Source organism: Lysinibacillus sp. ACHW1.5, assembly GCF_022014815.1.
In the GTDB taxonomy this organism is placed as follows: Bacteria; Bacillota; Bacilli; order Bacillales_A; family Planococcaceae; genus Lysinibacillus; species Lysinibacillus capsici.
This window is the reverse complement of sequence record NZ_CP091777.1, coordinates 4076254-4090947: the sequence shown is the minus strand read 5'-3', so window position 1 is coordinate 4090947 and position 14694 is coordinate 4076254. Positions and strand designations below refer to the sequence as shown.

Genomic DNA, 14694 nt, shown 5'->3' with positions numbered 1-14694 from the left:
TACGACAGAATTGAACCGCTCGGTAAAGACCGGGCTTTCCTTTTCATATAAGAGAGCTCTATATGGACTATCATGTAGAGAAAATTTTTAAGTAACGGAAACGTTCCACTACACAGGCTCGAATTTGCCGACAACTTCATCTGAAAATGTAACCATTTGTCAACTTAAAAGGAAAAAAAGGAGATTGAGAAGTTTGACAAATTTTTCAGAATTAAATATTAGCGAATCTACATTACGCTCAGTAAAGCGTATGGGATTTGAAGAAGCAACACCAATCCAAGAAGGTACTATTCGTTTTGCGATTGAAGGCCGTGATGTATTAGGTCAAGCACAAACAGGTACTGGTAAAACTGCCGCTTTCGGGATTCCACTAATTGAAAAAATCGATCCAAAAAACCCTAATATTCAAGCATTAGTCATTGCTCCAACTCGTGAGTTAGCGATTCAAGTTTCAGAAGAGCTTTATAAAATTGGCTATGACAAACGCGTAAAATTATTATCAGTATACGGTGGTCAAGAAATAGGCCGTCAAATTCGTGCACTGAAAAATAGACCTCAAATCATTGTTGGTACGCCAGGCCGTATTATTGATCATATTAATCGTCGTACGTTAAAATTAGAAGATGTTCAAACATTAGTATTGGATGAAGCAGATGAAATGTTAAACATGGGCTTTATCGATGATATTAATTCAATCTTAGAAAACGTACCTTCTGAGCGCCAAACATTACTGTTCTCAGCAACAATGCCACCAGCAATCCGTAAAATTGCAGAAACATTTATGCGTGATCCAGAGATTGTAAAAATTAAAGCTAAAGAACTAACTGTTGATAACATTGATCAATATTTTGTTAAGTCTGCTGAACGTGAAAAATTCGATATTTTATCTCGTTTATTAAATGTACACCAACCAGAGCTTGCCATTATTTTTGGTCGTACAAAACGTCGTGTAGATGAGCTTGCACAGGCACTATCTATACGTGGTTATTTAGCTGAAGGTATTCATGGTGATTTAAGCCAAGCGAAGCGTATCTCCGTATTACGTCAGTTTAAAGAAAATAAAATCGATATCCTTGTTGCGACTGATGTAGCCGCTCGTGGACTTGATATTTCTGGTGTAACACATGTTTATAACTTTGATATTCCTCAAGATCCTGAATCATATGTTCACCGTATTGGACGTACAGGTCGTGCAGGTAAATCAGGTCTTGCCGTAACATTTGTAACACCTCGTGAAATGGGTTACTTACGTATTGTAGAAGAAACTACGAAAAAACGTATGACACCTCTTCGCCCACCAACAACAGATGAAGCATTAGAAGGACAACAACGCTTAGCTGTTGAAACACTGGAAGGTCTTATTGCTAATAACAATTTAGGTGATTACCGTACACTTGCAGCAGAATTATTAGACAATCATGATGCTGTTGATGTTGTTGCAGCTGCTCTACGTTCATTAACAAGAGAGCCAGACGATACACCAGTAACAATTACAGAAGAACGTCCATTACCAATGCGTCGTGAACGTTCTAGCAATAATCGTGGTGGCGGTGATCGTGGCCGCGGAAACCGTAGCTTTGGCGGAGGACGTCGTGACAATGCTCGCAGTGGAGAACGTCGCAGTAGCAGTAGCCGTCGAGAGGGTGGACGCCGTGAAGGTGGACGTCGTGAAGGTGGACAAGGTCGTTCTCGTTCTCCAAGACGTCACGAAGGATAATTTTAGACGAAATACACTTAACTTTTATAGTAAACCTTACAGTCATGATGGCTGTAAGGTTTTTTTTCGGCTATAGTTGAAACAAAAAGGTGATTAAATTCGTATACACCTAATGAAGAAAGAGGGGGAACGACAATGAGAGCACAACCAATTCATCAAATTTCTCGTAAAGGGCTAACCGTGTGGCGTTTGTATGGAGTCATACAAACATTGGTACTGTTAGTCGTAGCAGGACTTGTAAGCTATGGTACTTATTATTTTGAATGGCCTTCATTTATTTACTTCATAGCGTGTGCAATTGTATTACTAAGTACGATATTATCTATTTTTATTTTCCCGAAAATAAGATGGGAGAGATGGCGCTATGAAGTTCGAGAGCATGAAATCGAAGTACAACATGGTTTATTTGTTGTGAAACGCACATTAATTCCAATGGTACGTGTGCAACATGTTGATACAACACAAGGGCCAATATTAAAAAAATACGACTTAGGTAATATCTCTATTTCTACAGCTGCAACTGTACATACGATTCCTGCACTTGTTATGGATGAAGCAGACGTACTGCGTGCGCGTATTTCTGATTTAGCAAGGGTGGCTGAAGATGATGTCTAAGGAAATTAATCGTTTACACCCAGTGTCTGCAATTATAACAAGTGTAAAAGCATTGAAAAGTATGATATTACCAATTGCAATTATTATCATAAGTAACGGCTTTAATTTTTCTTTGAATTTTCGTAGTGATCATTTTTTTGAAACCATTTTACTTTTCGGTGTATGGGGAGTTGCAGCACTTCTTGCGCTCGTGGGAGGAATTATAAAATGGCGGACATTTGTTTACTGGTTTGAAGATGGGGAGTTACGTGTGACATATGGATTATTTGTTAAAAAGAAACGTTATATCCCTTTTGAACGTATACAAAGTTTAAATTACAATGAAGGCGTTTTTCATCGCATTTTTGGTTTAGTGAAAGTTCAGGTGGAGACTGCTGGTAGTAAAGGAGGAAAACCTGAGGTTGAGCTGACAGCCATTCGCAAAGCGGCAGCAGATGTTATTGAATTAGAAATGCGTCATGCTAAAAACGAAGCGGTTCAACAACAGGATCAAGTGCAGGTAGTAGAGGAAGCGACACCAACTCCGATGATTTACCATATGTCCATGCGAGATTTACTGGTATTAGCAACAACATCTGGTGGAATTGGTGTTGTATTATCAGGTCTTGCAGCCGTTGCTTCACAATTTTCCGATATTATTCCTTATGAAACTGTATTTCATGAGTTAGCTGATTTTGTGAAAATTGGCGCATTTTTAGTGGCTTTGACGGTGATGGTTGTTTTAATTGTCGCTTGGATTGTATCGGTGGTCATCACACTGATAAATTATTATGATTATACGGTCCGCATTGAGGAAGAAAAGTTGATTATTACAAAAGGACTGTTAGAAAAAAAGCGTATTACTTTGCCGTTGAATCGAATTCAGGCAATTCGTATTGTGGAAAATCCATTACGTCAGTTAACAGGCTTTGCTACAGTGGTTGTTGAAAGTGCTGGTGGTAATGGTGAAAATGGAAATGATAAAAAAATTACACTATTTCCACTTATTAAGAAGCTGGATTGTATGCAAACATTAGAACAGCTTTTCCCAGATATGAATTGGCAGCCTACATTTACTCGCTCACCGAAAAGGGCAAGACCATTTTTTTATCGCATTGATTTTTTCTGGTTAGTTCCGATTATCGGTGCATCTATCTATTTCTTTTATCCATACGGGTTATTGTCGTTGCTGTTAATTCCATTAACAATTTTACTTGGTATTTGGCAGCATAAAACAGCAGGCTATCAAATAGATGGCAAGCAACTGGCTATGCAGTATCGGGTGTTTAGTCGAATTACGTTAATCATGGAGAAGAAGCGAATTCAATCTATTGAAAGTACACAATCATACTTTCAAAAAAGAAAGAATGTTATGTCTGTAAAAGCAACCGTCATGTCAGGAGCAACTGGTACAACGGGGAGTGTTTCCAGCTTAGAGCAACAAGATGCCGAGACGATCTTAACATGGTATGAACATTAATGAACAAAAAAGCTAATCCTTTCAATTTTATGGAAGTATTAGCTTTTTTAACTATAAATAACATGAGATGCTGTTTATAATAAAATAAATAGAACAAAAGGGGTGGAGACATTGTTTAAATATGACATTCATGAAAGCGCTTATTTAAAGCTTTTGGATTTAAGTGATGTAGAAGAGTTATTCGCTTTAACTGACCGTTCAAGGGATACATTACGTGAATGGTTGCCCTTTGTAGATGATGTCAAAACAGTAAAGGATACTGAGCAATTCGTAAAAAATGCTATGCAACAATATGCTGATCACAATGGCATACAAGTAGGGATTTACTATGATGGAAAGCTTGCGGGTGTTATTGGTTATCACCAAATCAACTGGCAACATAAATGGACAAGTATTGGCTACTGGCTAGGGAATGAATTTGTAGGAAAGGGGCTCGTTACGAATTCCATGAAAGCATTGATTGATTTTGCCTTTCATTATTTAAAGTTAAATCGTATAGAAGTGCGTGTTGCAGTTGGAAATATTCGTAGTCGTACAATCCCAAAGGTATTGGGCTTTCATGAAGAAGGGCGTTTAAGGGATGCTGAGTGGCTATATGATCACTACGTAGATCAGGTTGTTTATGGTTTAACAGCAACTGAATGGAAAAAAATAAAGATGTCAAATGAAGCTACAGTGGTTTTATAATGGAGGTCCTTGTAAGGAAAGAGGAGCTGCTCTATAGGTGAGCAGCTCCTCTTTTTAATGTTATGGTCTACCAGCCATCTTTTGTTTGCGCCAACTTAAAATTCTTTTTGGATGTAAATAGACAAGTCCAAGGATAAATCCGGTTACTAAACCGCCTAAATGAGCAAAGACATTCACATTTGGTTGGAGAAAGGTCATAATGACACTGATGACGATGATTGGTAAAATGAGCTTACGAAGCATGGGCATTGTACGTCGCGTATAGTAAACTAATGCCCCAAATGCACCAAAAATTCCAAAAATAGCCCCACTTGCACCAAGGCTCGCATAACTACTATCATAGAATATATAGGTTGCCATGTTGCCTACAATACCTGATACTAAATAAATTGTAATGAAACGTGCTTTCCCTGCGATTTTTTCTAGCTCTGGTCCAAAGAGATATAAGGAAAACATATTAAAAAACACATGCATAAAACCTGCATGTAAAAACATGGCAGAGAAAACACGCCACCATTCACCACTTTGAATCAGGAAATTTGCTTGGATTCCGTAATTCCACAAGAGTGTTCCTATGCTGGGTATGAGAGACAATACATAAAGAGTAAGATTTATTGCTATTAAAGTTGAAACAACAGGGTAATACTTTGTATATTGCTTAAAATTTTCCGTTCTACTAAACATGGCTCCACCTCAATTTACAATTATTATACATGCCCTGTTGGAAATAGGTAAAGGAGAAGGTTCACATGATTAAGGGAATTGGCCTCGATATTGTAGAGATTGATCGTATTGCAAAGGCTATGAAACGAACAGATAAATTTAAAGACCGCATTTTAACGATAAATGAAAAAAAAATATTTGATGGTTATTCGGAAACTCGCAAAATAGAATTTTTAGCTGGGCGATTTGCTGCAAAAGAAGCATTTTCGAAGGCTCTGGGAACAGGGCTTGGGGAACAATGTAAGCTTCATGATATGGAAGTGTTAAAAGGAGCAGCGGGCAATCCTGTTTTATATTTTAAGGATGAACTTGTCAACGGATTTGTTAGTATTACGCATTCTAAGCAATACGCAGCTGCTCAAGTAATCTTATTAGAATAGTACTTAACTTGTCTAAAAGGATTGCATGTAAATTTAAATATATTGCCCTTTCTTCAAATGACATAACTGACAAATACGGTTCATATATTGTCGTAGTGGATTTGAAAGAAGAAAGGGTGAAAGCGTGGGCAACCGTATAGTTAAATGGCTCGTCTTACTTTGTACGATATTACTTCTGTCGGCATGTGGTGCAGCCTCACAGGAAAAAGTGTTGAAGAAAGTGAATGGTAAATGGGCAGAGACGAATGGTTATGAATTAAATGCATCGATGGAAATTAAATCGGGTGGGGAACCTAGAAATTATGATGTAACAGTATGGCACACAAAACCTGATTTCTATCGAGTAGAAGTAGTTGAAAGTGGGAAAGATGTTTCTCAAATGATTGTACGTAATGCTGATGGTGTTTTTGTCGTAACACCAACATTAAACAAAATGTATAAATTCCAAAGTGATTGGCCAAAGAAAAATAGTCAGGCATACCTAATTGGAGCGCTAGCAGAAGATTTAGCAGAAGATAAAAATCTTGTCATGAAAGAAGAAGAAAAAGCATATATATTTGAAGCGGCTACTAGAAATAGCTATAAGAACAGTATGCCACATCAGGTTATAACAGTAGATAAGAAAACTTTATTGCCAACCTCAGTAGTGATTATGAATGATGTGAAAGAAGAGCAAATCAAAATCACATTTAAGAAAATTAAGCTAGGTGTACAACATGCTGCAAAAGAGTATGCAGTTGAACAATTCACTGATAAAGATAACACGAAAGGTGAACAAGCTACACCTGCCGAAAAAGAAGGGCAAGAAGATAATGAGGATAAGGAAGCTGTTGGAGCAGAAGTTGAATATCAAGAATTCCAAACACATTATCCTGTTGTAAATTGGGCACAATTAGCGAATGAAAAAGTTGTGCAGGAAAGTGGAATGGAACGAGTAATCTTAACATACGATGGTGAGAAGGCATTTACTGTTATGCAGCAACCAGTAATGAAGGAAAATTCAATGTTACCTGTATCGTCACCTGGTGATCCAGTTGATTTAGGCTATACAATTGGTGCTATTACAGATACATCAATTAGTTGGGAAAAAGATGGCGTTGAATTCTTTGTAGCATCAAGTAAATTAACGCGAGAAGAAATGATTGAAGTTGCTACATCTATGACGATAAGTAGTATGAAGTAACTTTTCTGGCTACAGCCTTCTGGAATACGGAGGCTGTAGCTTATTGATAATTAAAATGAACCTATAAAGTATAGGCTCATCCGAAAACTAAAACTTTGTGTGTACAAGCTAAATCGACATACTTTGCAATATGTATGTCCTACATAATGTTTTAATTAAAAATAAAGAGGGTATTCTTATGAAGACACAGCAGTTTTTTCGTCCAACAAAAGCAATAATAGACTTACAAGCAATTCAACAAAATGTAAAAAACTTAAAAGAATTTTTACGACCTAATGTTCAAATTATCGCTGTAGTAAAAGCAAATGCGTATGGTCATGGAGATGTAGCCGTTGCACGGGCAGCTCTTGAAGCTGGTGCCACAGTACTTGCAGTGGCAACGCCCGATGAGGCATTACATATTCGAGCACATTTTGAAGAACCAGACATATTAATATTAGGTGCATCTCCAGTTTCGTTTGCTCCTTATGCAGCGCAGCAACGTATTATACTTACGGCATTTGCCGATGATTGGATTCAGCAAGCTGCTTCTCTTTTAGTGGATGAAGCGCTTCCTTTACGACTTCATATAAAAATAGATAGCGGAATGGGTAGAATAGGTATTCGCTCAGAGCAGGAATTATTAGAGCTCTATCAAACAATACAGTCTGCAGATAACATGGAGCTGGATGGAATATTTACACACTTTGCGACAGCTGATGAAGAGGATACGCTACATTTTGATCAACAGGTACAATTTTTTGAGAAATGTTTAGCTGTAATACCTAATAAGCCGCGACTTGTTCATGCATCTAATACAGCCGCCTCATTAGTAAAAGATCCGCATTTACAATATGATGCTGTTAGATTTGGTATTTCGATGTATGGATTATCACCTTCTTCCTATGTGAAAAGTATATTACCTTTTCCCTTGTTACCAGCGTTCTCGCTTGAAAGTGAACTTGTTCATGTAAAGCAAATAAAATCAGGTGATCCAGTTGGCTATGGAGCTACATATGTTGCTCCGACAGATATGTGGATAGGAACAATTCCAATTGGCTATGCAGATGGCGTGATTCGCAAGTTAGGTGGACAAGAGGTTTTAATTGATGGACAAAGAATGCCGATTGTTGGACGAATTTGTATGGACCAATGTATGGTTGCCCTACCAAAAGCATATGATATAGGTGAGAAGGTAACACTCATTGGTCGACAAGGAAATACTGGAGTATCGATCGATGAATGGGCAACAAAGCTCGAAACAATTAATTATGAAATACCATGCATTATAACAACAAGAGTTCCTAGAATATATCTTTAGTTGTCTTTCATTAGAATAAGTCAAATCTCAATGTAATGTCATGAGCAATGTTCCAAGTTGAATTTGGTAAATAAATTAGCACTGGAGAACTTATTTCTTTTCCAAAACATAGTAATGACTCATATTTGAAAACACATTGCAATAATAATTATTCAGCATATACCTTCGACAACCAACATATTTTTACAATTTGTACTTCAAATTGTCAGATATTTTGTCATTTCATGTCTTTTCAACAATATCTTTCAATGATAGAATGGGAAGTAATGAAAAGTGTATGGTTCCGTTGGAGGTGCTTGCTGTGTACGAGAAAAAGTTAAGAGAAGCTACAATTGCTGTTCAAGACAGACTATTTCTACAAACAAAGGAAGTAATTGAAGGTGAATCTTTTGTGCGTATTTTGGCGCGCAAAAATTTAATGCAGGAGCAACCAAATCAAATACGGGAAGCTATGATTAAAGGATATGTTGAAATGTCTCATATTAATTTAATGATTGCGAGCGAATGCTTGCATGCAGAGTATGAAGCACAACATATGGTGGAGCGTCTCGTTAGCGGGGGATGACACTTTGAATGTAAAACGTGGTGACGTTTTTTTTGCAGACTTATCACCGGTAATAGGTTCTGAACAAGGAGGCACTAGGCCGGTGCTGATTATTCAAAATGATATTGGCAATCGATTTAGTCCGACTGTCATCATCGCAGCTATCACTGCACAGATTCAAAAGGCAAAGTTACCGACACACGTTGAAATCAATGCTGAAAAGTATGGTTTTGAACGTGATTCGGTTATTTTGCTAGAACAAGTGCGGACAATTGATAAGTCAAGATTGACGGATCGTATTACGCAACTGGATCATGCTGTGATGGAAAAAGTTGATGGTGCGTTGATGATTAGTTTAGGTCTAGTTAAATTTTGATATACATATGTGTATAGAAGCATCGAGATTATGATATCTCGATGCTTTTTTGTCTTATATCCTTGAAATGTCTTTACCATAATTTGAATTACGATAGATCTTGCTCAGCAAGCGATTTTGCTACGAAAGATGAAGTACCTGAAATAATTAAGCCAAGGTGTAATTGATAAATGTTACAAAAAGCTTTAAGATATACACAAGATTTTTAATAAAAATAGATTTTTGAAAAAATTCTTAAAAGGTATATGAAAATTTACATAGAATATTCCATTTATAGAGGCAATTCATTCATTTTAAATGATGGCAAGCAGTTTGAATAAAAGTGTAAGAGTATAACTCCAAAGGAAATGGAGGGACAGCAGTGACATATAGGTCTTCGGTTGAAATTATTACAGAGTGGGATATTGTTGCAGCTAGACAACTGGGGCGCAATGAAGCGAAAGCACTTGGATTTGGCACTGTTGATCAAGCCCGCATCACCACGGCAATTAGTGAATTAGCACGAAATATTTATTTATATGCAAGTATAGGTATCATAGCAATTGAAAGGGTTGAAGCAGATACTGAAAAGAAAATAGTTGTTGTTGCAACAGATCAAGGGCCTGGTATTAAAGATGTTCGTAAAGTAATGGAGGATGGTTATTCCACCTCGGGGGGGCTAGGTGCTGGTTTGCCAGGTGTTAAACGATTGATGGATAGTTTAGATATTCAATCTGTCGTTGGAGAGGGAACAACGATAAGAGCGGAAAAATGGTTGCGTTAGGACGTGAAGAAAACTGAAACAATTAGAAGCTCAGTATAAAAAAATATTAGCAGATTATATGGTCAACCAAACAGAAAGAAATTTATATATCGCTCAGAACTTCACACGTCAGTTAATTCAAAAAAATATCTCTCCCGAGGATGTTATTAGCATTCATAAAAATGCTGTAGAACAAATATTTCCGAATCAAATGAACGAATCACAGCCTGCTTATGATTTTTTGATTGAAGTAATGGTGCATTATGGAATGGCACATAGAGAGCATCAAAGTTTACTTCAAAAGCAAGCTGAATATGAAATGGAAATGAAAATAGCGACAAACATCCAAAAAACATTGTTGAAAACTTATGTGCCGAATATGCAAAATATTGATATAGGTATGATTTCAGTACCTATTCGAAAAATGAACGGCGATTATGTACATTTTTTTCATGATGGAGAAGAATATTTGAGTGTGGCTGTGACAGATGTTGTCGGTAAAGGAGTTCCTGCTGCTTTATGTATGTCGATGGTGAAATATGGACTTGAAACATTAGTATATGCATATAAAGATCCCTCATATGTTTTAGAAGTTATTAATAGGGTAATAGAAAAAGGTGTGGATGACAGTATGTTTGTTTCGATGTTTTATGGCTGCTTAGATGTAGAGCAAAACATTTTTTCTTATGCTTCGGCAGGCCATGAACCAGCTTTACATTATAGTGCAAAGAACGATCAGTTCTTTACCTTAGAGGCTAAAGGTTTACTATTGGGTGTATTGTCTGAAACAAACTATACGTTTCATGAAATTGTGTTAGAAGAGAATGATTTGATTATTATGATGACCGACGGTGTGACAGAATTTAGAGTGAAAGAAGAATTAAATTCGCGAGAGGTAATCACAACTTTAATAAAAGAAAATAGACATTTATCTGCCCAGCAATTGTGTCAGCTCCTTTATAAGGAAATAGAGAGAGTGCAAAATTTTAAACTATTTGATGATTTTACTGTAGTTATTTTAAAAAAATAGGTTTAAGTTTAAATTGAACAGGGTAGAGAAAATAGTCTAACAAATATGGTGGAGGTGTGCTATATGGACGTAACGATACATTTTAAAGAAATTGATCATAAATTATTTGGCTTTGTTGAGGGTGAGATTGATACGTTTACTGCTTCAGGATTACGAGACGAATTAGAAGCTGTAAAGATTACAGAGGGTTTAGAAATTGAGCTTGATCTATCAAAGGTAAATTACATGGATAGTACAGGACTTGGGATTTTTGTTGCCTTTTATAAAAGAGCATTACGTGAAAATGGTAAAGTAAAGCTCGTTGGTTTATCGAATAGGTTACAAAGATTATTTGAAATTACTGGTCTTAGTGATTTGATGGATATCGAAACTGATAAAAAGGTGGAATTAAGATAATGAAGGAATTTGACTATATTGAAATTAGAGTTCCTGCTAAACCGCAATTTGTCAGTGTCATTCGATTAACTGTCTCGGGCTTAGCGAGTAGGATTGGCTTTAATTATGATGATATTGAAGATTTAAAAATTGCAGCAAGTGAGGCTGTGACAAATGTTGTTCACCATGCTTATAAAGACGAAGAAGAGGGTGAAATTGTCATCGGGTGTGCGCTGTACGACAATAAAATGGAAATGATGATTGCGGATTACGGCAATAGTTTTAATTTTGAAGAGATTAAGTCTAAGATTGGGCCGTATCATCCTGAAGAAAGTATTGCAGGGCTAAGAGAAGGTGGTTTGGGACTTTATTTAATGGAAACTTTGATGGATGAGGTGATGATCAATAACGATGGTGGCGTAACTGTCTTCATGACAAAGTATGTCACTAGGGAGCAGGTGGAGAAAAATGTCGAAAGAATCACTACATAAATCTTCATCTAAAGAAGATGTACTTAAGTGGATTGAATTGTACCAGTCAACGGAGGATGATGAAGCACAAACCAATTTAGTGATTCATTATCGATATCTAGTTGAATCTATAGCTCGTAAATATTCGAATGGTAAATCTTATTATGATGATATTGTTCAAGTAGGGATGCTGGGATTGTTAGGTGCAATAAGACGTTTTGATCCGAATGTTGGTCGTAGTTTTGAAGCTTTTGCCGTGCCAACAATTGTTGGGGAAATCAAACGTTTTTTACGTGATAAAACATGGGATGTGCATGTGCCTAGACGTATAAAGGAACTTGGGCCGAGGATTAAATCAACGGTGGAGGCGCTGACAATTGAATTACAGCGTTCTCCATCCATTAAAGATATTGCTGAACGATTAGAAGTAGCAGAGGAAGAGGTACTAGAAGCTATGGAAATGAGCCGTAGTTATCAAGCTCTTTCTATGGACCATTCGATAGAGTCAGACTCAGACGGTAGTACAGTCACGTTATTCGATATTTTGGGCAGGGAAGACGATGGCTATGAAATGACCAATAAACGAATGATTGTTTCCGAGGCGCTGGTTGTGTTGAATGAGAGGGAAAAACAAATTATTCAGCTTACATATCTAGAGCAACTTAGTCAAAAAGAAGCTGGAGAACGATTAGGGATTTCTCAAATGCATGTATCGAGGATACAAAGGAAAGCAATAAAGAAATTACAAGAGGCTATTCTAGCAAGTGGCGGTGTTTCGCTCTAATCTTTCGTGGGTGTTTAATGAAAAATACCTTTAAAATGAATGGAAATAGTCTACTCATATTCGTCTGAGTAGACTATTTTTTTGCATTTTTAGTAAAGTGTAATGGTAAAATGAAAAGAAAAAGGTAGTGATGATGTGGAGCAAAAGCAAATGTTACAGCTCATTGCAAAGGATGTAGCAGTCAAACCAGGGCAAGTAGAAGCTGTTATTAACTTATTAGAAGAGGGAAATACGGTACCATTTATTGCGCGCTATCGAAAAGAGGTTACAGGATCACTCGATGAGGTGCAAATTAAAGCTGTAGAAGATCGTTATCACTACATACAGCAACTTGAACAACGAAAAGAAGAAGTTATACGATTAATCCAAGAGCAAGAAAAGCTTACACCAGAATTAGAGCAGGCTATTCTTTCTGCAACAATCTTACAACGTGTTGAGGATTTATATAGACCATATAAGCAAAAACGACGTACAAAGGCGACGATTGCAAAAGAGAAAGGTTTAGAGCCTCTTGCAGATCTCCTGTTAGCATTTAGTGATGATGCATTAGAGCAATTAGCAACTGACTTTGTGGACAACGAACAAGTTGCTAATACGGAAGAAGCCCTGATAGGAGCTCGAGATATATTAGCAGAACGTTTTGCGGACGATGCCTCTATTCGTGAAAAAATCCGAGCTTATTCATGGAAAGATGGAATTCTTGTGACGTCTGTGAAAAATACAGAAATCGACGAGAAAAATGTGTTTGAAATGTATTACGAATATGAAGAGCCTGTTAGTCGCATTGTACCACACCGTATTTTAGCGATAAACCGAGGAGAGAAAGAAGAAATCTTAAAGGTTTCTATTCATGTGCCGGTGGACCGAGTATTAATGATTATGTGGAAAGAATGGATACCTGCAACTGGTTCATCTCCTGCTATTGCAGAAGTTAAACTAGCAATTGAGGATTCGTACAAGCGTTTAATTCAGCCTTCAATTGAAAGGGAATTACGAAACGAGCTTACAGAAAAAGCGGAGGCACAGGCTATTCATATTTTTTCCGAAAATTTACGTAACCTATTGCTACAACCACCTATGAAAGGTAAATATGTTTTAGGGGTTGATCCAGCTTACCGTACAGGTTGCAAGCTAGCGGTTGTAGATGAAACTGGGAAAATGCTTGAGGTTACAGCTATTTACCCACATCCACCGAAACCAGATGTGGCAAAATCCAAAGCTATTGTAAAAGGAATTTTGGCAAAGTATCCAATAAGTATAATTGCCATTGGTAATGGTACAGCATCTCGGGAGACAGAACAATTTATCGCGGATGTATTAAACGAGCTTACTACTGACATAGCCTATGTGATTGTCAATGAAGCGGGGGCATCTGTTTATTCAGCATCTGAAATTGCACGTACAGAATTTCCTGATTTACAGGTTGAACAACGTAGTGCTGTCTCCATTGCACGTCGCTTACAGGATCCTTTATCGGAGTTAGTGAAAATTGAACCAAAAGCTGTGGGTGTAGGTCAATATCAGCATGATGTTTCTCAAAAAAAATTAAATGAATCGCTTTCTTTTATAGTAGAAACAGCTGTTAACCAAGTTGGTGTTGATGTAAATACAGCTTCATCATCACTTTTACAATACGTTTCTGGTCTATCAAAAACTGTTGCAGAGAATATCGTAAAGACGCGAGAGGAAAATGGTCAATTTACTACACGTGCGCAATTAAAGAAGATTCCAAGGTTAGGCGCCAAAACGTATGAACAAGCTATTGGTTTCCTACGTGTCCCAGAAGCAAAAAATCCGTTTGATGCTACAGGTATTCATCCTGAGAGCTACGATCTTGCAGAGCAAATATTAGTAGAGGCTCAAATAGATAAAAAAGAGTTAGGGACACAGAAGGCAGAGGAAGCTATTGCAGCACTAAATATCCAAAAGTTAAGTGATGTGCTTGGAGTAGGAGTTGTGACAATTCAAGATATCGTGGATACTTTAATGAAACCTAGTCGTGACCCGCGTGATGCATTCCCGCAACCATTGCTTAAGACTGATGTATTAAAAATGGAAGATTTAAAAGTAGGTATGGAATTGCAGGGGACGGTAAGAAATGTAGTAGATTTCGGCGCATTTGTTGACATTGGCGTGAAGCAAGATGGACTTGTGCATATTTCTAAACTCCAAAATAAACGTATTAAGCATCCATTAGAAGTTGTAGCACTTGGGGATATTGTAACTGTCTGGGTTGAACAAATAGATGTAACGAAAGGGCGTATCTCTTTAACGATGCTTCCTCCTAAAAATCAAGCATTAGTTTGAGT

The 14694-nt window shown here is 37.2% G+C and carries 16 protein-coding genes; 15 read left to right on the top strand and 1 reads right to left on the bottom strand.

Annotated features, from left to right (window positions below; all coding sequences use genetic code 11):
- Nucleotides 1-193: 193 nt before the first annotated feature.
- The 4 genes from L6W14_RS20540 to L6W14_RS20525 all read left to right on the top strand — a co-directional run bounded on the left by L6W14_RS20540 (nucleotide 194) and on the right by L6W14_RS20525 (nucleotide 4478).
- Nucleotides 194-1717 carry a degradosome RNA helicase CshA gene (locus L6W14_RS20540; RefSeq protein ID WP_054549592.1) on the top strand — a complete coding sequence of 508 codons (1524 nt, stop codon included), beginning with the start codon at nucleotides 194-196 and terminating at the stop codon, nucleotides 1715-1717.
- 135 nt (nucleotides 1718-1852) lie between these two features.
- A complete protein-coding gene (locus L6W14_RS20535) occupies nucleotides 1853-2332 on the top strand; it encodes a PH domain-containing protein (RefSeq protein WP_131520850.1) in 480 nt (159 codons plus the stop codon).
- On the top strand, nucleotides 2325-3791 hold the full coding sequence (locus L6W14_RS20530) for a PH domain-containing protein (protein WP_131520849.1): 1467 nt from the start codon (nucleotides 2325-2327) through the stop codon (nucleotides 3789-3791). Before L6W14_RS20535 ends, L6W14_RS20530 begins: the two co-directional genes overlap by 8 nt.
- 111 nt (nucleotides 3792-3902) lie before the next feature.
- Complete coding sequence (locus tag L6W14_RS20525; protein WP_131520848.1) at nucleotides 3903-4478, top strand: GNAT family N-acetyltransferase; 576 nt, start codon at nucleotides 3903-3905, stop codon at nucleotides 4476-4478.
- Between the two features lie 60 nt (nucleotides 4479-4538).
- Here the strand turns inward: L6W14_RS20525 and L6W14_RS20520 are convergent, their stop codons facing one another.
- Nucleotides 4539-5162 carry a rhomboid family intramembrane serine protease gene (locus L6W14_RS20520; protein WP_048394279.1) on the bottom strand — a complete coding sequence of 208 codons (624 nt, stop codon included), beginning with the start codon at nucleotides 5160-5162 and terminating at the stop codon, nucleotides 4539-4541.
- Between the two features lie 65 nt (nucleotides 5163-5227).
- On the opposite strand from L6W14_RS20520, the gene acpS reads away from it, so the two are divergent.
- The 11 genes from acpS (at nucleotide 5228) to L6W14_RS20465 (ending at nucleotide 14692) form a co-directional block, all read left to right on the top strand.
- Complete coding sequence (gene acpS, locus L6W14_RS20515) at nucleotides 5228-5581, top strand: holo-ACP synthase (protein ID WP_004232050.1); 354 nt, start codon at nucleotides 5228-5230, stop codon at nucleotides 5579-5581.
- A gap of 124 nt (nucleotides 5582-5705) precedes the next feature.
- Entirely contained in the window at nucleotides 5706-6764 is a 1059-nt protein-coding gene (locus L6W14_RS20510) for a LolA family protein (protein ID WP_048394283.1), read from the top strand.
- Between the two features lie 178 nt (nucleotides 6765-6942).
- On the top strand, nucleotides 6943-8064 hold the full coding sequence (gene alr / locus L6W14_RS20505) for an alanine racemase (protein WP_131520847.1): 1122 nt from the start codon (nucleotides 6943-6945) through the stop codon (nucleotides 8062-8064).
- Nucleotides 8065-8365: 301 nt separating this feature from the next.
- Nucleotides 8366-8629 (top strand): hypothetical protein, encoded by a 264-nt coding sequence (locus L6W14_RS20500; RefSeq protein ID WP_004232053.1) that lies wholly within the window; start codon nucleotides 8366-8368, stop codon nucleotides 8627-8629.
- 4 nt (nucleotides 8630-8633) lie between these two features.
- The gene (locus tag L6W14_RS20495; protein WP_004232054.1) at nucleotides 8634-8984 is read left to right on the top strand and encodes a type II toxin-antitoxin system PemK/MazF family toxin; all 351 of its coding nucleotides are present in this window, start codon (nucleotides 8634-8636) and stop codon (nucleotides 8982-8984) included.
- 361 nt (nucleotides 8985-9345) lie between these two features.
- Nucleotides 9346-9747 carry an anti-sigma regulatory factor gene (locus L6W14_RS20490; protein ID WP_048394287.1) on the top strand — a complete coding sequence of 134 codons (402 nt, stop codon included), beginning with the start codon at nucleotides 9346-9348 and terminating at the stop codon, nucleotides 9745-9747.
- Nucleotides 9748-9805: 58 nt separating this feature from the next.
- The gene (locus L6W14_RS20485) at nucleotides 9806-10756 is read left to right on the top strand and encodes a PP2C family protein-serine/threonine phosphatase (protein ID WP_048394289.1); all 951 of its coding nucleotides are present in this window, start codon (nucleotides 9806-9808) and stop codon (nucleotides 10754-10756) included.
- Nucleotides 10757-10819: 63 nt separating this feature from the next.
- Complete coding sequence (locus tag L6W14_RS20480; protein ID WP_016993414.1) at nucleotides 10820-11152, top strand: STAS domain-containing protein; 333 nt, start codon at nucleotides 10820-10822, stop codon at nucleotides 11150-11152.
- Complete coding sequence (rsbW, locus tag L6W14_RS20475) at nucleotides 11152-11622, top strand: anti-sigma B factor RsbW (protein ID WP_016993413.1); 471 nt, start codon at nucleotides 11152-11154, stop codon at nucleotides 11620-11622. The genes L6W14_RS20480 and rsbW overlap by 1 nt, the downstream gene beginning before the upstream one ends.
- Nucleotides 11600-12385, top strand: coding sequence for an RNA polymerase sigma factor SigB (gene sigB / locus L6W14_RS20470; RefSeq protein WP_066038032.1), 786 nt, complete (start codon nucleotides 11600-11602; stop codon nucleotides 12383-12385). Before rsbW ends, sigB begins: the two co-directional genes overlap by 23 nt.
- A 135-nt stretch (nucleotides 12386-12520) precedes the next feature.
- On the top strand, nucleotides 12521-14692 hold the full coding sequence (locus L6W14_RS20465; protein ID WP_305799919.1) for a Tex family protein: 2172 nt from the start codon (nucleotides 12521-12523) through the stop codon (nucleotides 14690-14692).
- The last annotated feature ends 2 nt before the right edge of the window (nucleotides 14693-14694 follow it).

What these genes read in the sequence shown, in the direction of transcription:
- L6W14_RS20530 (WP_131520849.1), top strand. Translation starts at nt 2,325, where the DNA reads ATGTCTAAGGAAATTAATCGTTTACACCCAGTGTCTGCAATTATAACA.
- acpS (WP_004232050.1), top strand. Translation starts at nt 5,228, where the DNA reads ATGATTAAGGGAATTGGCCTCGATATTGTAGAGATTGATCGTATTGCA.
- L6W14_RS20520 (WP_048394279.1), bottom strand. Translation starts at nt 5,162, where the DNA reads ATGTTTAGTAGAACGGAAAATTTTAAGCAATATACAAAGTATTACCCT.
- sigB (WP_066038032.1), top strand. Translation starts at nt 11,600, where the DNA reads ATGTCGAAAGAATCACTACATAAATCTTCATCTAAAGAAGATGTACTT.
- alr (WP_131520847.1), top strand. Translation starts at nt 6,943, where the DNA reads ATGAAGACACAGCAGTTTTTTCGTCCAACAAAAGCAATAATAGACTTA.
- rsbW (WP_016993413.1), top strand. Translation starts at nt 11,152, where the DNA reads ATGAAGGAATTTGACTATATTGAAATTAGAGTTCCTGCTAAACCGCAA.
- L6W14_RS20535 (WP_131520850.1), top strand. Translation starts at nt 1,853, where the DNA reads ATGAGAGCACAACCAATTCATCAAATTTCTCGTAAAGGGCTAACCGTG.
- L6W14_RS20480 (WP_016993414.1), top strand. Translation starts at nt 10,820, where the DNA reads ATGGACGTAACGATACATTTTAAAGAAATTGATCATAAATTATTTGGC.
- L6W14_RS20485 (WP_048394289.1), top strand. Translation starts at nt 9,806, where the DNA reads ATGGTCAACCAAACAGAAAGAAATTTATATATCGCTCAGAACTTCACA.